This is a genomic window from Bradyrhizobium sp. CCBAU 11386, from assembly GCF_028128955.1.
Classification (GTDB): domain Bacteria; phylum Pseudomonadota; class Alphaproteobacteria; order Rhizobiales; family Xanthobacteraceae; genus Bradyrhizobium.
Genome location: NZ_LBKA01000032.1, coordinates 1 through 19,037, shown reverse-complemented (window position 1 = coordinate 19,037; position 19,037 = coordinate 1). Strand labels below are relative to the sequence as shown.

At 61.1% G+C, this 19,037-nt stretch carries 15 protein-coding genes; 4 read left to right on the top strand and 11 right to left on the bottom strand.

The window, feature by feature from the left end; translation table 11 throughout:
- Positions 1–13: 13 nt before the first annotated feature.
- The 7 genes from XI09_RS07530 to XI09_RS07500 all read right to left on the bottom strand — a co-directional run bounded on the left by XI09_RS07530 (position 14) and on the right by XI09_RS07500 (position 9,159).
- Positions 14–982: a homoserine kinase gene (locus tag XI09_RS07530; RefSeq protein ID WP_271566314.1), complete on the bottom strand. Its 969-nt coding sequence runs from the start codon at positions 980–982 to the stop codon at positions 14–16.
- 33 nt (positions 983–1,015) lie between these two features.
- Positions 1,016–2,443, bottom strand: coding sequence for a threonine synthase (gene thrC, locus XI09_RS07525; RefSeq protein WP_271566313.1), 1,428 nt, complete (start codon positions 2,441–2,443; stop codon positions 1,016–1,018).
- 73 nt (positions 2,444–2,516) lie between these two features.
- Positions 2,517–3,827, bottom strand: coding sequence for an NAD(P)/FAD-dependent oxidoreductase (locus XI09_RS07520; RefSeq protein ID WP_271566312.1), 1,311 nt, complete (start codon positions 3,825–3,827; stop codon positions 2,517–2,519).
- A 53-nt stretch (positions 3,828–3,880) separates the two neighbouring features.
- Positions 3,881–4,759, bottom strand: a complete 879-nt coding sequence (locus XI09_RS07515; RefSeq protein ID WP_271566311.1) for an ABC transporter permease — start codon at positions 4,757–4,759, stop codon at positions 3,881–3,883.
- Positions 4,760–4,797: 38 nt separating this feature from the next.
- Complete coding sequence (locus XI09_RS07510; RefSeq protein ID WP_271566310.1) at positions 4,798–5,748, bottom strand: ABC transporter permease; 951 nt, start codon at positions 5,746–5,748, stop codon at positions 4,798–4,800.
- Positions 5,749–5,803: 55 nt separating this feature from the next.
- The gene (locus XI09_RS07505; RefSeq protein ID WP_271566309.1) at positions 5,804–7,471 is read right to left on the bottom strand and encodes a peptide ABC transporter substrate-binding protein; all 1,668 of its coding nucleotides are present in this window, start codon (positions 7,469–7,471) and stop codon (positions 5,804–5,806) included.
- Positions 7,468–9,159, bottom strand: a complete 1,692-nt coding sequence (locus tag XI09_RS07500) for an ABC transporter ATP-binding protein (RefSeq protein WP_271566337.1) — start codon at positions 9,157–9,159, stop codon at positions 7,468–7,470. Before XI09_RS07500 ends, XI09_RS07505 begins: the two co-directional genes overlap by 4 nt.
- A gap of 653 nt (positions 9,160–9,812) precedes the next feature.
- Here XI09_RS07500 and XI09_RS07495 point away from each other — a divergent pair.
- Together XI09_RS07495 and XI09_RS07490 are read left to right on the top strand one after the other, a co-directional pair.
- Positions 9,813–11,138, top strand: coding sequence for an NAD(P)/FAD-dependent oxidoreductase (locus tag XI09_RS07495; RefSeq protein ID WP_271566308.1), 1,326 nt, complete (start codon positions 9,813–9,815; stop codon positions 11,136–11,138).
- Between the two features lie 113 nt (positions 11,139–11,251).
- On the top strand, positions 11,252–11,728 hold the full coding sequence (locus XI09_RS07490) for an Lrp/AsnC family transcriptional regulator (protein WP_271566307.1): 477 nt from the start codon (positions 11,252–11,254) through the stop codon (positions 11,726–11,728).
- A gap of 30 nt (positions 11,729–11,758) precedes the next feature.
- On the opposite strand, the gene XI09_RS07485 is transcribed toward XI09_RS07490, so the two are convergent.
- Complete coding sequence (locus XI09_RS07485; protein ID WP_271566306.1) at positions 11,759–13,135, bottom strand: aspartate aminotransferase family protein; 1,377 nt, start codon at positions 13,133–13,135, stop codon at positions 11,759–11,761.
- 339 nt (positions 13,136–13,474) lie between these two features.
- On the opposite strand from XI09_RS07485, the gene XI09_RS07480 reads away from it, so the two are divergent.
- Positions 13,475–14,164 (top strand): haloacid dehalogenase type II, encoded by a 690-nt coding sequence (locus tag XI09_RS07480; RefSeq protein WP_271566305.1) that lies wholly within the window; start codon positions 13,475–13,477, stop codon positions 14,162–14,164.
- Positions 14,165–14,282: 118 nt separating this feature from the next.
- Here XI09_RS07480 and XI09_RS07475 read toward each other — a convergent pair whose 3' ends face one another.
- The 3 genes from XI09_RS07475 to XI09_RS07465 all read right to left on the bottom strand — a co-directional run bounded on the left by XI09_RS07475 (position 14,283) and on the right by XI09_RS07465 (position 17,239).
- Entirely contained in the window at positions 14,283–15,740 is a 1,458-nt protein-coding gene (locus tag XI09_RS07475; RefSeq protein ID WP_271566304.1) for an NAD-dependent succinate-semialdehyde dehydrogenase, read from the bottom strand.
- Between the two features lie 205 nt (positions 15,741–15,945).
- Entirely contained in the window at positions 15,946–16,302 is a 357-nt protein-coding gene (locus tag XI09_RS07470) for a cupin domain-containing protein (RefSeq protein ID WP_271566303.1), read from the bottom strand.
- Between the two features lie 13 nt (positions 16,303–16,315).
- The gene (locus XI09_RS07465; RefSeq protein ID WP_271566336.1) at positions 16,316–17,239 is read right to left on the bottom strand and encodes a 2-hydroxyacid dehydrogenase; all 924 of its coding nucleotides are present in this window, start codon (positions 17,237–17,239) and stop codon (positions 16,316–16,318) included.
- A 347-nt stretch (positions 17,240–17,586) separates the two neighbouring features.
- Here XI09_RS07465 and XI09_RS07460 point away from each other — a divergent pair, with 347 nt between their 5' ends.
- Positions 17,587–18,465, top strand: a complete 879-nt coding sequence (locus XI09_RS07460; RefSeq protein WP_271566302.1) for a GNAT family N-acetyltransferase — start codon at positions 17,587–17,589, stop codon at positions 18,463–18,465.
- Positions 18,466–19,037: the final 572 nt, after the last annotated feature.

The following is a 19,037-nucleotide window of genomic DNA, read 5'->3' as shown; positions in this document are numbered from 1 at the left end:
CCCCCAATCCTCGCTAGGGTGCCATTTCGGCGATCATCATGGGGACCTCTCCACGCAGCACGCGCAACATGCGCTCGAAGTGAGCCGGATCGTGTGGCTTCAGGAGCGTAGCTTTGCGGGGCAGATATACGTCCCACAGGCGCGAGAGTAAAAACCGAAATGCCGCAGCGCGCTGCATCGCGGGAAGCAGCAAGCGTTCCGAGGGAGTCAGCATCCGGACGCTCTCATATGCGCCGAGGAAGGCGATGACTCGCTCGTCGTCGTAACGGCCGGCGGGACTATCGATGCACCAATCGTTGAGGCACACTGCAATGTCGAACAGAAGTGCGTCGTATCCGGCGAAATAGAAATCAAGAACGCCGGACAGCTGCCCCCGCTCAAACAAGGCGTTGTCGCGAAAGAGATCAGCGTGCACCGGTCCCTTGGGCAGTTGCCGGTAGGTCGAGGACAAAGCGACCTGGTTCTGAAACGCCAATTCACTCGAGAGCAGCGAGCGCTGTCCAGCAGATGCATAGCGGCCGACCACCGGCACAACCTCGTTCCACCATTGGAGGCCGCGCGGATTTATCTGCTGTCGCGGGTAATCGGCCCCAGCCAGGTGCACCTGCGCGAGGAATTTTCCGACGGCACCACAATGCGCGACTGTAGGCTCCGTCTCGGTTGCACCGGGAAGCCTGTTAACGACCGCGGCAGGCCGCCCCTTCAGTGAGTGAAGGATTGCGCCGTCAGAGTTAGCGACCGGATTGGGGACGGGCATTCCCCGCGCCGCAAGATGCTTCATGAAGTGGAGGTAAAACGGCAGTTGCTCGAATGTGAGGCGCTCAAAAATGGTGAGCACGTAGCCTTCCCGATCCGTATCGACGAAGTAGTTCGTGTTCTCAATTCCGCTGGTGATCCCGCGAACGAAACGAGGCGCGCCGAGACCCAGCGCTCGAAAGAACGCTGCGACTTGGTCGAATGACAGCTCCGTGAATACGGCCATGGTTGACGCGGTCTTCGTTCCGATATCTGCTGTTCAGCAGGCTCTATCGCGCACAATCTCGGTGATGTAGTTCTTGACAGCCTGTGCATTCGCGGGAAGGACTTTGACTCGCCTCGGCAACTTCTCAATGCCATCGTAGCTTTGCGGGCGATCGGGCTCCCGGTCCAGAGCTTCCTTGATCGTCGCGGCGAATTTGATCGGCAGTGCAGTTTCGAGCACAATCATCGGCATCTCGGGGCTCGCGTGCATGCGCCCGACCTTCACGCCATCTGCCGTATGTGGATCGATCACGGTGTTCCGGCGCTTCCACGTGTCACGGATGGTCGCGAGCCGGTCGGCATGTGTGCTCCTTCCGCTACGGAAGCCGAAACGGGCTGCTGCCTCTGTAAATCTGGATTCTCCATTCAGGTCGAACGAGCCTCGCTCCCCGAGCTGATCAGCAAACAGCGATCTGGTTCGCTCTGCGTCCCGGTCTAACAGGTCGAATACAAAGCGTTCGAGATTTGAAGCCTTGGAGATGTCCATGGACGGGCTTGACGTTTCGAGCGTGTCAGCGCGACTTCGGACGCGATACACCCCGGTGCGGAAAAACTCGTCGAGCACGTCGTTCTCGTTGGTCGCAAGGACCAGCCGGGATATTGGAAGCCCCATCATGCGCGCGACATGCCCCGCGCAGATGTTTCCGAAATTCCCCGAAGGCACTGCAAAGCTTACACTTGTCGCCCCCCGTTCGGACGCCTGCAGATAACCGGAGAAGTAATAGACGACCTGCGCAAGGAGCCTCGCCCAGTTGATCGAATTCACCGCACCGATCTTGTATTGCTGCTTGAACTCCAGGTCGCTCGCCACCCGCTTGACGATGTCCTGGCAATCGTCGAAGACGCCATCTATCGCGATGTTGTGGATGTTATGGTCTTGGAGGCTGAACATCTGAGCTTGTTGAAAGGCGCTCATTCGTCCGCGGGGCGAGAGCATGAACACCCGCACCCCTTTCTTGCCGCGCATGGCGTATTCTGCCGCGCTTCCGGTGTCGCCACTGGTCGCACCAAGAATGTTTAAGTTCTCCTGCCGACGCGCCAGCTCGTACTCGAGCAGATTGCCGAGCAACTGCATGGCCATGTCCTTGAACGCCAGCGTGGGACCATTCGACAGCTCCTGGAGGTAAAGTCCCGTCTCCAGCTTTCGCAGCGGCGCGATGTCAGGCTTTCCGAATATCTCCGGCGTGTAGGTCTTTGCACAGATGGCTTTCAGGTCGGCGGAGGGAATATCGCCGACATAGAGCGACAGGATCTCGAAAGCCAGGTTGGCGTAGGACAGCGTACGCCACGCATCCAGCGTGGCGTGGTCCACGCGAGGATAGGTCTCGGGGACGTACAGCCCGCCATCCGGGGCGAGGCCTTCAAGCAATGCCTCGCAGAATTGCTTGCGGCCTGAATGGCCGCGCGTGGACACGTACTGCATCGTCAATCTTCTTTCGAGAGGCGGAAGTGCCTCCGGAATTCACACCCTGGGCTGTAAGCTGTGCTGCCGGCCGTCAACGGCTGGCGCGCCACATCGCGATCCGGTCACGCATCCGGTAGCCCTGAATGAAGGCAGGCATGAACCACGGATTGCCTCGATAGAACGGGATGAAGGCCGGAGGCCTGAAGTCGAACGCGGTGCGCGCCCGCTGCTCGTGTCCCATGAGCTTGTGGGCCGCATGCATACCGACCCATGGCGCCCAGACCACGCCCGACCCGCAGAAACCGCTGGCATAGACGATACCTTCCTTCTCGAAGATGCGCGGAATCATATCGCGGTTCATGGCCACATTGCCGAACCAGCTGTGTGAGAGGCGGACGGCCTCCAGCTCAGGGAACAGATTCACGAGGCCCTTGCGCAGAAGCAGCTTCGGAGCGACGGGGTCGCCGACCCGAGAGCCGTCGCGGCCGCCGAGCAAGATGCGTTTGCCATCAGGCGAGGGCCGATAATAGAAGCCGACCTCCCGGTTCTCGGTGATCATCATGCGTTTCGGCATCAGCCGCGCCATGACTTCGGGCGCAAGCTCCTCCGTCGCAATGATCCGGCTGCGAACCGGGACCAGCCGACGGCGCAGGAAGGGCACGGCACCATCGGTGTAACCGTTGGTACACACCAGCACCTGACGCGCCTGCACCGGACCGGCCGCGGTGACGACGCGGAAACCGGAGCCATCTCTGTCGATCGAGATCACGGGCGTCCGCGCGTGGACTGTCAATCCGGAAGCGAGCGCGACCCGCAGCAGTTCGGCGTGAAATTCCGCCGGGTGCAGCCCGCCGATGTCCATCCGAACCGTACCGCCGCGATAGACATCGGAGCCGATGTACTTGCGCTGCTCGGCATAGGGAACTGCGTAAGCTTCGATTCCAAGTTTCTTTGCGAGCCTCTCCGCGGTGCGCGCCATGGCCTCGTATTGCTCATAGCCGAAGGCGCCCTTGAACTGCCCCACCGGCTGGAAGTCGCAGGCGAGGCCTTCCGTCCTGATGAAATCGTACAGGAACTCACGCGCGGCCTTGCCTTCCGCCTCGATCGCCAGCGCCTTCTCTTCTCCGAACCGGCGCGTGAGCGTCGCGTAGTCGGGCCGAATGGATCCGCTGGTGATACCGCCGTTGCGCGTCGAAGCTCCTTCGCCAGGGTCCATGGCATCATAGGCCGCAACCGAGCGGCCCTCGCGCGCCAGCACCAGACCAGCCGAGAGCCCTGCATAGCCCGCGCCCACGATCAACACGTCGAGCTTCTTGGCTATTGGCTGCTGAGGCGGCGGCTTAAGCGGCGCGGCTTCCCACCAATAGGGCGTGGCCTTCTCGGCAACTCTCGGCGCGTGCATGGCTTTGCTTCTCGTATGGTTGCTGGGTTCAGCCGCGGCTCGGTTTAAATCGTTCAGATGTGGTCGTTTCGAACGTCGAGGGCATCTCGCAGACCATCGCCGATGAAATTGAAGCTCGTTACCGCCATCGTAATGGCGGCACCGGGAATGATGGCCAGCCAGGGAGCGCTCGCCAGATATTGCTGGGCGCCATTGAGCATGTTGCCCCAGCTGGGCAGCGGCGGCTGGATGCCGTAGCCGAGAAAGCTGATATAGGCCTCCAGAAGGATCGCGCGGGCGACGGCCAGACTTGCGGCGACGATGATTGGACCCATGGCATTGGGCAGGATCTCGCGGAACATGATGTGCGCCCTGCTAAGCCCGACCATGCGCGCAGCCTGGACGAACTCGCGCTCGCGCAGCGAACGGACCTCGGCCTCGACGATTCGCGCAGTCTCCATCCAGCTCGTGACGGCAATGATCACGGTGATCATCACCGGGCTCGGCCGCAGCGTTGCGGCCAGCGCCAGCACGAGGAAGATCGAGGGATAGGACAGGAAGCCATCCACCGTCCGCATCAGTGCCGCCCCGACCCAGCCCCCGCGATAGCCGGCCGTCACGCCGACGAGCGTACCGATCAACGTCGACAGCAACATCGCGGAGAATCCCACCGCCAGCGAGACGCGCCCGGCCATCAACAGCCGCACCGCGAGGTCTCGCCCTAAGGGATCCGTGCCGAAGTAATGGTGGCCTGTCAGGGGCGGAGCAAAGCGAGCGCGCAGATCGATATGGAGCGAGTCGTAGGGCAAGGCATAGGGACCGATGGCGCACGCCAGCACAAGCAGGGTGATCATCGCGATTCCCAGGAGTGCCAGATGGTGACGCATGAAGCGGTTAACAGCGCGGCTGTGCCACCAGCGGGTCGGATCTGCGTGCGCGACGATGGCGGTCATATCTACTCGCTCCTCTTATCTGGCGTGAGTTCGCAGGCTCAGGCCAAGCGAATGCGCGGATCGACGGTTGCGATCACGATGTCTGCGATCAGATTGCCCAACACGACCAGGATGGCCGAGAAGATCAACAGCCCCATCACGACTGGATAGTCGCTGTAGCCAAGGCTGTCGAGAAACAGCCGCCCCATGCCCGGCCAGGTGAACACGGTCTCCGTGACCAGCGCGCCGGTGAGAATGCTGGGCAATTGCATTCCTGCCAGCGTGATCATCGGCAACAGCGCATTGCCGATGACATGTTTCAGCAAGATGCGGCGCTCGCTCACGCCCTTGGCCCGCGCTGTCTTGACGAAATCCTGACTCAACGCATCGAGCGTCGCCGTCCGCATGTAACGGCTCCAGATCGCGACATGAACGAGCGACAGCACCATACTCGGCAAGATCAGGTGATGCAGATAGTCCTGCACCGAGCCGTCGCCGATCGTGTACATGTTGCCTGCGGGCACCCAACCCAGCTTCAGGGTGAAGATGTAGATGCCGATCAGGCCGAACCAGAACGTCGGAACGGACAGCGCCACCATGGCGCCGACAGTCGCGCAATAGTCGAAGAGGGAATAGCGGTGGGTGGCACCGCGGATTCCGATCCACGTGCCGGCCGCGATCGCCAATGCGGTGGATGTGCCCATCAGCAGCAGCGTCGCCAGCAGATGGCGACCGATCACCGCAAGCACGGAAGAGCCGTCCCGGAAAGAGTGGCCCCAGTCGCCCTGCATCAGTCGCCAGGCCCAATCGAGATACTGGATCCACAGCGGGCGATTGAGGCCCAGCTGTGAAGCGAGCCGCTCGACGTCCTTCTGGGTCATGCCGGGATCCAGCCCGAATTGCGCGAGGGGCCCGCCCGGCATGAGGTTGAGAACCGTGAAACCGATGATCGAGACGATCACCAGCAGCACGATGCTCTGGAAGACACGATTCAGCAGGAAGGCGGACATTCGAGTCCTCCATTAGCGTGACAATGCCGTCCGCCGTGGTCCGTCCGGCAAGACATCAGCTCGCCCAATACCAGGCAAGCGCGTTCCAGGACTCGGTGCGAGTATTGCCATTCGGCACGAATCCATTGATCCCCTTCTTGAGACCTTCGACCGAGTTGCTCTGATACAGCGGCAGGAAAGGCAGGTCGCGGCGCACGAGTTCCTGCACGCGAGAGTAGATCGCGCGACGCGCTTCGGGATCGAAGGTGCGTGCGCCTTTGTCAAGGAGGGCATCGACCTCCGGATTTGCATACTGCGCGTTGTTCGAGCCGCGGCCGCCCTTCGCTCCGATCGAGCGCGAGTGCAAGCGATTGGTGACATCCGGATCGGCGCCAATTAGATACGAGCTGCCGACGATCACGGAATCGAACTGCGATTGCATCCAGAACTCGCCCCACATCACGGCGGCCGGCAGGTTCGATATCTTCATCTCGACGCCGAGCTGCGCAAAGGTCTGCTGCAGGAACTGCTGCAGCTGCTCGCGAAGCGGATCGCCCGACGTGGTCGAATTGGAAAAGGACAGGCGAACGCCGTTCTTGGCACGAATGCCGTCCGCGCCCTTTGCCCAGCCGGCTTGATCGAGGATCTTGCTCGCGCGATTCACGTCGAATTGGTGCAAGGGCAGATTGGCGTTGAAGAAGAAGGACTGCCTCGGCATGAACGTCTCCGTCGGGGTCGGCACGCCGTAATAGAGCCCCTGAATGATCGCCTCCTTGTCGATCGCCGCGTAGAGCGCCTCGCGAACGGCAAGCTCCTTGAACTGTGGGCGCTCGAGGTTCAGGTAGAAGGATTCGAACGAGGTCCTTGGGAGGAGCGTCACAACCCGATTCGGCAGCGTCTTGGCTTCCCCGTAATGATCGGGCGTGATGTAAGGCTGGCCTACGAGATCAATGTCGCCGCTCTTGAACTGGGTGTAGAGGACCGTGAGATCGGGAATGTATTTGAAGACCAGCCTCTCGATGTGAGGGCCATCACCGAAGTATTCGGTGTTCGCAACGAGTTCGAGATGATCACCAGCAACCCTCTTGCCCCACTTGAAGGCGCCGGTACCGATCGGTGCCTGGTTGAAGGCGGCGTTGTTCGGATTGGCCTCTTTCTCGAGGATGTGCTTGGGGACGATGAAGGTTTCGGTCAGGAACGACAGATAGGGCGCAAAGGCCTCCTCCATTCGCCACGAGATCTCCGTCGGCGAGACCACCGTGATGTCGCGCACGAGGGCATGGCCAGCCGTGCGCCAACTCCGAAAGTTGGGACTCGTGATCAGTTCCAGCGTGAATTTCACGTCCTCGGCGCTGAAAGGCTTGCCGTCGTGCCAGCGGACGTCGTCACGCAAACGGATGCGCCATTTGAGACCGTCTTCCGAAATACCCCCGTTCTTTTGGTCCGGCACTTCCACGGCAAGATTGGGTTGAATGACGCCTTGAGGGTCGATGCGGAAGAGCGCATCGAACACCGAGAAATGCACACCATCATCGACTTCAATGTGTGCCATCAGCGGATTGAAGACGGTCGGCTCTTGTCCAAGGCCGACGATCACGCGCCCGGTTGGCTTTGTCGGAGTGCGCGCGTGGGCCGGCTTGCCCAATAGATTGGGCGCGATCAGGCCGGCAGCTCCGCCGATCGCCACCATGCGCAGAGCATCACGCCGCGAGTAGTTCGATGTCGTCGCAGAACCCTTGGTCATAACGTCTCTCCTCCCTTGTGCTGTCCGCCGTACTCTGCATGTTCGGGCATGCTCCGGGGTTGCTCGCCCGGGATCGCTGCCACCAGTTCTCGCGTGTAGGTGGATTTCGGATCGAGGAATATCTGGGACGGCGGTCCGCGTTCCACGATTTGTCCTCGATGCATGACGGCGATTTCATCGCAGATTTGGCTTGCGACGCGCAGATCATGCGTGATGAAGATCATCGAGACGCCGGTCTCCCGCTGGATCTGGTCGAGCAGCTTCAAGATCTGGGCCTGGATGGATACGTCGAGCGCCGAGACCGCTTCGTCGGCAATCAGCAATCTTGGTTTGAACATCAGCGCTCGAGCGATGCCGACGCGCTGGCGCTGCCCGCCGGAGAACTCGTGCGGATAGCGCTCAAAGGCGCCTGCATCCAGGCCGACATGGGACAGAAGCTCCCGCGCGCGCTCGCAAGCTTCGCCATAAGGCATGCCATGCGCGACCGGGCCGACTGTGAGAATTTGCCCGACCGTCGATCGCGGATTGAGCGATGCGAAAGGATCCTGAAAGATCATCTGGATCTTCGGCCGTAGCGGCCGAAACTCGGCTTCGGAAAGCCCGGCGATGTCGCGGCCTTCGAACAGAATCGAGCCGCCGTCGCACTCCATGAGCTTGATCAGCAGCCGCCCGAGCGACGACTTGCCCGAACCGCTTTCCCCGACGACGCCGAGCGTGCGACCCGACGTGAGGTCGAAGCTGACCCCATTGACCGCGGGCACGATGCGCTGCGTACGGAAAAGCGCGCTGCCGCTGCGATAAGTCTTTGCCAGGCATTCGACCTTCAGGATCGACGCTCGCTCCCCGGCTTCCGAGGGAACGCGGTCCTTGCCGGTCAGCTGGGGCACGGCTGCGATCAGACGGCGCGTATAGAGATGACCGGGCGACTTCAGCACTTGCGCGGCACTGCCCTGCTCCACGCAATGGCCCTTCTCCATCACCACAACGTGGTCGGCAATCTCCGCGACGACGCCGAAATCATGGGTGATGAACATGACGCTCATTCCCTTGCGGCGCTGAATGTCGCGGATCAATTGCAGGATCTGCGCCTGGGTCGTCACGTCGAGTGCGGTGGTCGGCTCGTCTGCGATCAGGATCGCAGGTTCGAGGGCCAGAGCCATGGCGATCATCACCCGCTGCCGCTGCCCGCCCGAAAGCCGGAAGGGATATTGGTGATACATGAGCTGCGGATCAGGCAGACCCACTTCAATCAACAAGTCTATGGCCCGGCTGCGACGCGAGGCCGGCGTGCCGGCGTCGTGCGCGGCCATCACCTCCTCGATCTGCGCGCCCACGGTCATCAGCGGGTTGAGCGCCGAGAGAGGATCTTGAAAGATCATCGAGACGACTCGGCCGCGCAGGCTGCGGAGCTTCTCAGGCGCGAGGCCTATGATGTTCGTCCCATTCAGGTGGATCGCCCCAGAGGTGACCCTGATCACCTTCGGCAGAAGCCCCATGATCGCATTGGCGGTGACCGACTTGCCCGATCCAGATTCCCCGATGATGCAGAGAATTTGTCCGCGCTTCAGATCAAAGGAGATGTTCTCGATGGCGTAGGCCCGCTCCATTCCTTGCGGCAGACTTACGCTCAGCTCCCGCACCGAGAGCGCGACATCGGCGGGGGCTGCAGCCGGCTTGCCAGAGGCCATCGGAACATCCTCCCTTTTCAGCTTCGTTCGGCCATCCTGCTGCGGGCCGCGCCTTCGGTTCTTTGCCTTGCCACGCTTCTTCGACAGGTCGATGATTTGACGCTCGACGTGCCATTCCTCCATTGGAGGCTGCGACATGATTCAGGCCTCCCCGCGCAAGAGGCAAGAACTCTTCTTCGGAGCGCGGCGCCAACCGAACGGGTCAGTTCGATCGAAGCGAAGCATGGATGACGCCGACCTCATAGCTTGATCGCTTCCGCCAAGATCTGCTCCTGGACAAGGCTCATGCGGGTTGCCTCTATGAACTTCGATCCTTCGATCCGTTCTGCCGATCTTGATGATTTCAATCACCGCGGAGTCGCCGAAAGCCGGCATCGGGGCAGCACGAACTTCTGAAAACGAAGTCCGATTTGGCATTTCAATCTGCGCCGCCAGGCCTGCCGTGGCCCCTGCCAGAAAGGCGCGCGACGGATCGCAGGAGCACGTGCATCAGTCTCGCCGCCTGCAAGCTGCGACGCAAGCAAGGTATTTTCGCAATATTAGCCTGCGTCAAAGGCAGTAAACCGCAGGATATTCGGTCTCTCGACGAAAGTCCGCGGGGGCTGCCGCAATTCCTCGGTTACGCTACGGCGACCACCGGAGATCCCTGTCGGATGAGCGCGCCGCTCCTGCATATCGAATCCAGTCCATCCCTTCCTCGTGAAGCGGACGTCGTCGTCATCGGCGGCGGCGTCGTAGGCGTGTTCACAAGCTACTATCTCGCGCGTCGCGGCCTCAAGGTTGCCTTGCTCGAGAAGGGCCGCGTCGCCGCCGAGCAGTCCAGCCGCAACTGGGGATGGTGCCGCCAACAGAACCGCGACGCACGCGAGCTGCCGCTTGCGACCAAGAGCCTCGATCTCTGGGAACGAGTTGCCCAGGAAACGGGTGAAGACACGGGCTTTCGCCGCTGCGGCCTATTGTATTTATCGAACGACGAGAATGAGCTGGCAGGCTGGGCCAAGTGGCGAGACTTCGCCAGGACCGTTGGCGTCACGACGCATATGTTGAGCTCGGAAGAGGCGAGCGGTCGGGGCAAGGCGACGGGTCGCAAGTGGAAGGGCGGCGTCTTCTCGCCGACAGACGGGACGGCGGACACTTCAAAAGCCGTCCCCATCGCCGCGCGTGCGATCATGGCGGCGGGTGGCACGGTGCACCAGCTCTGCGCCGCGCGCGGCATCGAGCTCAGTGCCGGCCGGGTCAACGGCGTGGTGACCGAGGCGGGCACGATCCGGACGAAGACGGTCGTCATGGCAGGAGGCGCATGGGCATCTTCGTTCTGCAACCAGCTCGGAATTCGCTTCCCGCAGGCATCCGTGCGCTCTTCGATTCTCGCCCTGGCCCCGGGCGCGGCCGGCCTGCCTGATGCCCTTTACGCAGGGCTCGTGTCGGCCACGCGACGCGGCAATGGCGGATACACGCTGGCCATCAGCGGGCGCGCGCGAGTCGATCCGACGCCGCAGCAGGTCAGGTTCGGCCGCGAATTCCTCCCCATGTTCGCCCGCCGCTGGCGAGGCCTCAGCCCCGGGGCCTTCGAGGGCATGCGGCAAGGCCACGAATCCCTGGCGAAATGGAGGCTCGACGAGGTGACCCCGATGGAGCTAAACCGAACGCTCAATCCCCGCCCCGACATGAGGCAGATTCGGCTGACGCATCGATGCGCGTGCAAGCTGGTCCCCGAGCTGCGGCACCTCGCCATCTCAAACGTCTGGGCCGGCTACATCGACAGCACACCGGACGGCATTCCGGCAATCGGCGAAGTTGAATCCATTCCAGGCTTCATCCTTGCGGCGGGGTTCAGTGGCCACGGCTTCGGGATTGGACCCGGCACCGGGCACATGATCGCCGACATCATCACCGGTCGGGCACCGATCGTCGACCCACGTCCTTACAGGCCGGAACGGCTGAAAATGAGCGCCTGGGGCAAGGTCAGCGAGTTCTGAATTGCAGTTTCCGCCTCGTTGGGAAAAGCTGCTGGTTGATGCTATGAAGATGCATATGACGCTGAAGACTCAAAGCCCTGACGCCGTTGTCGGCCCCATCTGATGGCATTGCTATGAAGCTCGATAGGATCGACATCAGGATTTTATGCGAACTGCAGAAGAACGGGCGCATTTCCAACGTCGAGCTCGCGGAGCTGATAAACCTTTCTCCGAGCCCGTGCCTGATGCGGGTCAAGAGGCTCCAGTCTGAGGGCTTCATCACCGGCTATTCCGCCCAGATCGACGTTGCCAAGCTCGGGCAAACTCTGACGGTCTTCGCTGAAATCACCCTGAAGAATCACCGGCAGATCGATTTCGCTCGCTTTCTCACGACGATCGAAAAGATCGATTCGGTCGTCGAATGCCATCTGGTTTCGGGCGGGTACGACTATCTCGTCAAGTTCATCACCGCGGGAATCAGCGAATATCAGGCGGTCATGGAACGCCTGGTCGAGATGGATATCGGTATCGACAAGTACTTCAGTTTCGTCGTGCTGAAGTCCCCGATCGTGAAATCCCACCTGCCGCTCGAAAGCATCTTCAATAGCTAAGAACAATGGCGCCGACCGGCAGCGAGGTGATCATCCCTTCATCGCCGCGCGGACGTCCTTGTCTTCGAGCGTTTGGTCCAGCGTAGTCTTTGTCCGCTCAATAATGCCGTCGATGTCGTCATCGGTGCAGCACAGCGGCGGCGCATAGCCCAGCACGCCTTGCGCGAAAGCGCGGATCACGAGACCATTGTCCCATGCGCGGTCGAAGATGCGGCGCGCCGCGTCGGCTTCCGCCGGCAGAGGCGTCTTGAGCTCCTTGTCAGTCACGAGCTCGATTGCAGCCAGCATCCCGCGACCGCGGACATCGCCGACAAGCGGATGATCGGCAAGCGCGCGGAGACCTTCCATCAGGCGGTGCCCGGCCTTCCGACCGTTTTCCAGCAAGCCGTTTTCATAGAGATCAAGGCACGCGAGCCCAACGGCTGCGCTGACGGGATGAGCGGAATAGGTGTAGCCGTGGCCGACGGCCCCCTTGCCGGCGCCATCGGCAATCGTGTTGTAGACGCCGTCGGACATGAGAACGGCCCCCATCGGCACGTAGCCCGAGGTCAGCCCCTTTGCCGTGGTCATGAGATCCGGCACGACGTCGTCCTCTTCACAGGCGAAGAGCGGACCGACACGGCCAAAGCCGGTGATGACCTCATCGGCAACGAACAGAATATCGTGCTCCTTGCAGACCGCATGCATGGCCTTCAGCCAGGACGGCGGCGGAACGAGGACGCCTCCTGACCCCTGTATCGGCTCGACATAGAAGGCGGCGATGCGTTCGGCGCCGAGTTCGGCGATCTTGGCCCGCAAGGCCGCGACCGATGCCGCGATGATAGCCTCGGGATGGGAACCGACAGGATTGCGATAGGCGTAGTGCGAGGGGATCTTGTGTTGCCAGCTGTGGGGCACCCCAAAGCCCGCATGAAAGGCGGGCAGCGCCGTCAAGCCAGCCCCTGCCGTCGACGATCCATGGTAGCCAGACTCCACGGAAATGAACTGGTCCTTCTGCGGCCTCCCTTTGGAATGATAGTAGTACCTGATGAACCGGATCGTACTGTCGATGGCATCGGAGCCACCCAGTGTGAAGTAGACATGGTTCAGATCGCCAGGCGCCAATTCAGCCAACCTGGCCGCCAACCGGATCGCCGGGTCGGAGCCCAACCCGAAGTAGCCCGTCGCGTAAGGCAGCTCCTGCAGCTGCCGCGTAGCCGCTTCAACGATGCTGTCCTGTCCGTAGCCGGCATTGACACACCACAGACCCGCAAAGCCGTCCAGCAATTGACGTCCCGAGACATCGGTCAGCGTCGCGCCCTTGCCTGACTTCAGCACGCGGACGCCCGTCGCCTCGTGGCTTCGATAAGAAGAGACCGGGTGAATCAGATGCGCGCGATCGAGCTCAATTAGCGAGTTGCTCAACATATTGTCCTCCAGATCGGCCGCGATGTTTGTGCGAGCAGCCCGTTGTGTCCGGGCTCAACATAAGTTGCCGAAGACAGCAGTTGCTCCCAGGCAGGACATGGACGGAGGGCGTTTTGACTTTGATTGGGCACCACTGTGGCATCTTATGCCGGCATGGTGCGGGGACGGCATTAAGGCTAAACGAGGAGAGCCGTCGTCGCGCAACTCTCTGCCACGGCTCCGATGCGATACGACACAATCTGCTCTCGACCACCGCGACATCGGCGCTTTATCTCGTCGGCTGCTCGCTAAGGTGCGTGTCGTACCGGCAAGCGGTGCGAGATCGCAAGGATTGGAGCTATGGCGACATTCAGACCGAAATACATCACCTTCGACTGCTACGGCACGCTGACCAATTTCGACATGGCCGGCGCCGCGACCCGTGTCTACGGCTCGGAGCTTTCTGCCGCCGCGATGGCAAAGCTCATCAAGGACTTTTCAGCCTATCGCCTGGACGAGGTTCTCGGCGCCTGGAAACCGTATTTCGAGGTGGTGCACAACGCGCTGGAGCGCGCCTGCAAGCGCAATGGTATCGTCTTTCAGCCGGAGCATGCCCAGCGCATCAATGAAGAGATCCACACGTGGGGTCCACATGCCGACGTCCCGGCTGGTCTGGCCAAGGTTGCCAAAGAGATCCCGCTGGTCATCTTGTCGAACTCCATGAAGAACCTCATCATGTCCAACGTGGAGAAGCTCGGCGCTCCCTTCCACATGGTCATCACGGCCGAGGAGACTGGCGCCTACAAGCCGCACATGAAAGGCTTCGAATACATGTTCGACAAGCTGGGCTGCGGCCCGGAAGATATCACTCACGTCTCCTCCTCGTTCCGCTACGATCTGATGACCGCCTACGATCTGGGTATCAAGAGCAAGGTATGGGTGAACCGCGGTCACGAGCCGGCGAACCCCTTCTATGAATACACCGAGGTCTCTGGCATCGGCGGCTTGGCTGCAGCAGTCGGCCTGGAGCCTCTTCGCAAAAGCGCCTGAGCGCAGTTCTTTCGGAATCTCTCGCGGCACTTCAGTAATAGAGATCTGCGCTGGTCAAGGAAAAGGGGGCGGTTCAGCCGCCCCCTTTTCTTGTTTCAGATACAGATCCGATGGTCGCTCAGTCCAGGCCGCCGACATGGAGGGCCTTGCTCTCAAGATATTCTTCTATCCCGAGCTGAGATCCCTCGCGTCCCAGGCCCGACTGTTTGACACCGCCGAAAGGCGCGACCTCCGTCGAGATCAGGCCGGTGTTCAGGCCGACCATGCCGAACTCCAGCGCTTCGGCAACACGCCAGGAACGCTTCAGGTTTTCGGTATAAAAATAGGCGGCAAGGCCGTACGGCGTACCGTTTGCGATCGCAATCGCCTCCTCCTCGGCCTCGAAGCGGAAAAGCGGCGCGACCGGCCCGAAGGTCTCCTCCGAAGCCAGTAGCATCTCAGTCGTCGCGCCACCGAGCACGAGAGGCCGGGCATATTGCCGGCCTTCCGGCACCGCCTCACTCTCCGAGATAATCTTTGCGCCCTTGTCCAGGGCATCCGCGACGTGCCGCCTGATCTTCTCGATCGCCGCGCCATTGATCATCGGCCCGATTGCGACCCCCTCTTCGGTGCCGGCGCCGACCTTCATTTTCGCGACCTTGCTGGCGAGCTTCTGTGCAAAGGCATCGTAGATGCCTGATTGCACGAGAATGCGATTGCAGCAGACGCATGTCTGTCCGCCGTTGCGGAATTTAGATGCAATCGCGCCCTCAACGGCCCGGTCGATATCGGCATCGTCGAAGACGATGAACGGCGCATTCCCGCCGAGTTCGAGGCTGAGCCGCTTGATGTTGTCGGCGGCGCCTTTCATCAGCAGCGCGCCGACGCGGGTCGATCCCGTGAACGAGATCTTGCGGACGGTCTCATTGACCATCAGCTCCTTGCCAATGTCTGCCGGCATGCCCGTCACGATGTTGATCACGCCAGGTGGAATTCCTGCCCGCTCGGCCAGCACACCGATCGCGAGGGCCGAAAACGGCGTGAATTCAGAAGGCTTGATGACGACAGTGCAGCCCGCGGCCAGCGCGGGTGCCACTTTGCGTGTAATCATCGCGTTGGGGAAATTCCAGGGCGTAATGATCCCGCAGACGCCGACCGGCTCTTTCAAAACCAGAATGCGGCGGTCCAGGGTGGGTGACGGGATCGTCGATCCGTTGATCCGGCGCGCCTCTTCCGCAAACCATTTGACGAAGGAGGCCCCATAGCGGATTTCGCCGAGCGATTCCGCCAGTGGCTTGCCCTGCTCCAGCGTGAGCAGAAGAGCCAAATCCTGCTCATGGTGTCGCATGAGCTCATACCAGCGCTCCAGCAGCGCGGCGCGCTCTGCATGGGCCTTGGTCTTCCAATGCTTGAATGCAGCCGCCGCAGCGTCGATTGCTGCCTTGGTCTCGTCTCGGCCCATGTCAGGAATGGTGCCAAGCACTCTTTGGCTCGCAGGATCGATGACATCAACGGTGGCTTTCGTGCTCGCATCCCGCCAATTGCCGCCGATCAGGGCTTGCTGACGAAACAGTTCCTTGTCCTTCAATGCAATCATGGCTTGCTCCTTGTCTTCGACATCCCGCCATCACTGCTGGATTTGCGATTGGCGAGACGATGCCGCCTGATGCAAGCAGTACAGGACCGCACGCCGCATTTTTCATCGAGAATGAAGTGTTTGGCCGCGTTGAATCCGGTTAGACGCGGCCCTGATGGTGGAATATTCGGTGCGCCGCTTCCAGGGCTGCCCTCAGCATAGAGTCTCAGTCATAATGGCAGACGTAGATCTTCCGCACAGTCTCGATCGTGCGCCAGACGCCGACAAAGCCCGGCTTCATCACAAAGCTGTCGCCGGCCCGAAACCGCCTGGTCTCGCCACCCTTTTCCTCGATTTCGATAAGACCCGAGATGATGTGGCAGAACTCGAAGGTGGTGCCCTTGATGGAATGGGTCTCGCCGGGGGTTGCCTCCCAGACGCCCGTCAGCACTTTCTCACCCTTCGAGGCGTCCTGCGCCCAGGTCTTGAAGGACGGATTACCCGAAATGAGCCGTTCCGGAGCTGGCACGGCCTTCTTCGGTGCGAAGTCCGGATTCCTGTCGATGGCAATCAGAAGTGACATGGCATCTTTCCTGTTAGTAGCCGAGCGTTCGATCGACGAGGCCGATCGGATTTCGTCCGGCGCGGTGGCGCCGGATGTTCTCTATGACGGATTGCGCGGCCGTATGCGGTTGCGTCACGGACGCGATATGCGGCGTGATGATCACCTTCGGATGCGACCAGAGCGCATGGGCTTCCGGCAGCGGCTCGGGATCGGTCACGTCGAGCGTCGCTGCGGCGAGGCGCCCGCTGTCGAGCGCTTCGATGAGTGCGCCCTGGTCAAGCTGCGGACCGCGGCCGACATGCAGCAGCCTTGCTCCCGCCGGCAGGAGAGAGAGCAGCTGTGCGTTCAGGATGCCGCTTGTTTGCTCCGTCAGGGGAAGAAGACAGACGAGGATATCGGTTCCTCGCAGGAAGTCGCCAAGCTGACCATCGCCGTGGAAGCAGGTGACACTCTCGATCTTCTTGTTGCTGCGGCTCCACGCGGCAAGCGGAAATCCAAACGGCTTCAGACGATCAATCGCAGCTTGCGCCAACATGCCGAGGCCCAGAAAGCCGACGCGCCGATCGGCCGCCTGGGGCGTTGCAAGAGCCTGCCATAGGCCTCTTCCCTGCTGCTCCCGATAGGCAAGCATCTCGCGATGGAGTGTCAGCACCCCAAGCACGACGTATTCCTGCATCATGCGTATGATGCCATCCTCGATCATGCGCACGAGCTTGACGCGGTCGGGTATGGTCTCCGGCTTGAATTGATCGACACCCGCACCGATGGAAAAGAGCATTTCCAGATTTCGAAAGCGCGAGAGATCGTCGGGCGCGTTCCAGGTTATCAGGTACCGTACCTTTTCCGGCTCGAAGCATTCGCTGGAATGATAGAATTCGAGATCAGGGAACTCGCGCGCAAGGGCCTTCCGGAAAATCGCCGCCCGAGCAGCATCGGAATTGAAAAGGAACGCCATCGACGTGGTGCTCTCAGGTCCTCGCCCGGGATGCGGCGCGTTGAGACCGGCCTGGCCGGCCACCGAGGGCTGGAAAGGCGGCGAGCCCTCCAGCGAAGCCTTCAACGTTCACTGGGCCTCACCCTGCCTGCTGTTGCCGGCTATCGATAGGCCGCAACCAGTAGCTTTCCCTGCTGAATCGAGTTGCACTGGCGGAGGAACATTCCGAATACCGCCTGCCAAACAGGCGAAACCTGCTGGCCTTCCGCGCTATGCTGCTGCAAAAGAGGGCTTCCGCGGCACGCAGCAGAAGGCCGGCGGGGGATAGGCCGCGGGCTTTGAGCCCCGTGAAGGAATGGATGAGCTGAATGGGACGAACGGTACGCGTGAAGTCCTTTGAACTGGTGGCCAAGGACATCAATGACGTTGATGTGAAGCTGCTCCACGCGCTTTCGATCGGTGTCGGCTGGCCGCATCGCCCCAAGGACTGGGATTTCCTACGCCGCGCCGGCCACGGCATCGTCGCCGTTGATGGCATAGACCGCGTTTTCGGCAGCGCGATGTGGTTCCCTTATAGCCAGGAATTCGCGACGATTGGCCTGGTGATCACATCGCCCCGAACCCAGGCACAAGGTACTGGCCGCTGGCTCATGGAGCAGGTTTTCGAGCGGTGTGGCGACCGGAATTTGACCCTCAACTCAACCCATGCCGCCTATCATCTATATCTGTCGCTGGGGTTCACGAAGGAAGCCACCGTGTATCTGTGGCAAGGAGAGATCGTCTCACCACCTCCGCCGGTGTCGCCTCTGGAAGGCGAATTGAGCCCGCTGTCCACGGCGAACATCGGAGAGATCGCGGCACTGGATGAACGCGCGTTCGGAACTAACCGGCAGAAGCTGCTCGCATTGCTTTCTGAAGGTGCGTCAATCTCCGTCATGCGCCGCGGCGGAGAGGCCGTCGGTTTTTCCATGAAGCGCGAATTCGGGCGCGGCCATGTGATCGGCCCGATCGTCGCCAGCAATGATTGTGACGCGATCCATCTCACCGCCGTGCATCTTAAGGATCTCGCGGGACAATTCGTCCGCGTCGATACGCGGGAGCAGACGGGTCTGTTTGCCGAATTCCTTCAACAGAGCCGCCTCGGGATGACCGACACCGTAACAACGATGTCTAAGGGCCGGCGATTCCTGAACCGCAAGGAAAATGAGCCGTGGGTGTACGGGCTAGCCGGTCACGCGTTGAGCTGAGGCTATGAAGCGAAGCTCCGCGGGGACTGGTGCCAACGGGGCCGATCGCAACCCTACAGAGATGGGCCGTGGCTAGGGCGACCAGCAGAGGGACGAGTCGCTCGCGAAGCGAACCCAAGCGCACGAAATCGTAGTTTGGCAAACAAAGTCGTGCAAATGGCGGAGAGAGTGGGACTCAGAGCCACCCCTGGAGCGAGACTAAATATCGCTGAAAAATCAGCATCTTCTGGCTAACCGTGTGACTAACGTGTACCGCAAACGTGTACATGGCGCAAGTTGGCTTCAGTGGCCATCCACGGTCGGACACGATAACTGAATCCTTGCCTCGCCGCGCGACGGTACAAGGCGGAGGGCGCCTACCCACCAAGGATCGACGAGACTCCTTTCCACATCACGTCGGCCACCGCGCGGCCTGATTGAGACACATTGAAGCGGAGTTGCAAGATTTTGCAGAACTCCGGCTCAAACGTCGGCGCCTCAGATTCGTAGGTAAGCGCTCAGCCGGGGCCCTATTGAAGCTGGCTTGACGCCTTACGGAAGCGCCACGGCATAAGGTCACCGATTCTGCTGTG

Coding starts and splice junctions, on each gene's coding strand:
- XI09_RS07530 (WP_271566314.1), bottom strand. CDS start 982: ATGGCCGTATTCACGGAGCTGTCATTCGACCAAGTCGCAGCGTTCTTT.
- thrC (WP_271566313.1), bottom strand. CDS start 2,443: ATGCAGTACGTGTCCACGCGCGGCCATTCAGGCCGCAAGCAATTCTGC.
- XI09_RS07520 (WP_271566312.1), bottom strand. CDS start 3,827: ATGCACGCGCCGAGAGTTGCCGAGAAGGCCACGCCCTATTGGTGGGAA.
- XI09_RS07515 (WP_271566311.1), bottom strand. CDS start 4,759: ATGACCGCCATCGTCGCGCACGCAGATCCGACCCGCTGGTGGCACAGC.
- XI09_RS07510 (WP_271566310.1), bottom strand. CDS start 5,748: ATGTCCGCCTTCCTGCTGAATCGTGTCTTCCAGAGCATCGTGCTGCTG.
- XI09_RS07505 (WP_271566309.1), bottom strand. CDS start 7,471: ATGACCAAGGGTTCTGCGACGACATCGAACTACTCGCGGCGTGATGCT.
- XI09_RS07500 (WP_271566337.1), bottom strand. CDS start 9,159: ATGGCCTCTGGCAAGCCGGCTGCAGCCCCCGCCGATGTCGCGCTCTCG.
- XI09_RS07495 (WP_271566308.1), top strand. CDS start 9,813: ATGAGCGCGCCGCTCCTGCATATCGAATCCAGTCCATCCCTTCCTCGT.
- XI09_RS07490 (WP_271566307.1), top strand. CDS start 11,252: ATGAAGCTCGATAGGATCGACATCAGGATTTTATGCGAACTGCAGAAG.
- XI09_RS07485 (WP_271566306.1), bottom strand. CDS start 13,135: ATGTTGAGCAACTCGCTAATTGAGCTCGATCGCGCGCATCTGATTCAC.
- XI09_RS07480 (WP_271566305.1), top strand. CDS start 13,475: ATGGCGACATTCAGACCGAAATACATCACCTTCGACTGCTACGGCACG.
- XI09_RS07475 (WP_271566304.1), bottom strand. CDS start 15,740: ATGATTGCATTGAAGGACAAGGAACTGTTTCGTCAGCAAGCCCTGATC.
- XI09_RS07470 (WP_271566303.1), bottom strand. CDS start 16,302: ATGTCACTTCTGATTGCCATCGACAGGAATCCGGACTTCGCACCGAAG.
- XI09_RS07465 (WP_271566336.1), bottom strand. CDS start 17,239: ATGGCGTTCCTTTTCAATTCCGATGCTGCTCGGGCGGCGATTTTCCGG.
- XI09_RS07460 (WP_271566302.1), top strand. CDS start 17,587: ATGGGACGAACGGTACGCGTGAAGTCCTTTGAACTGGTGGCCAAGGAC.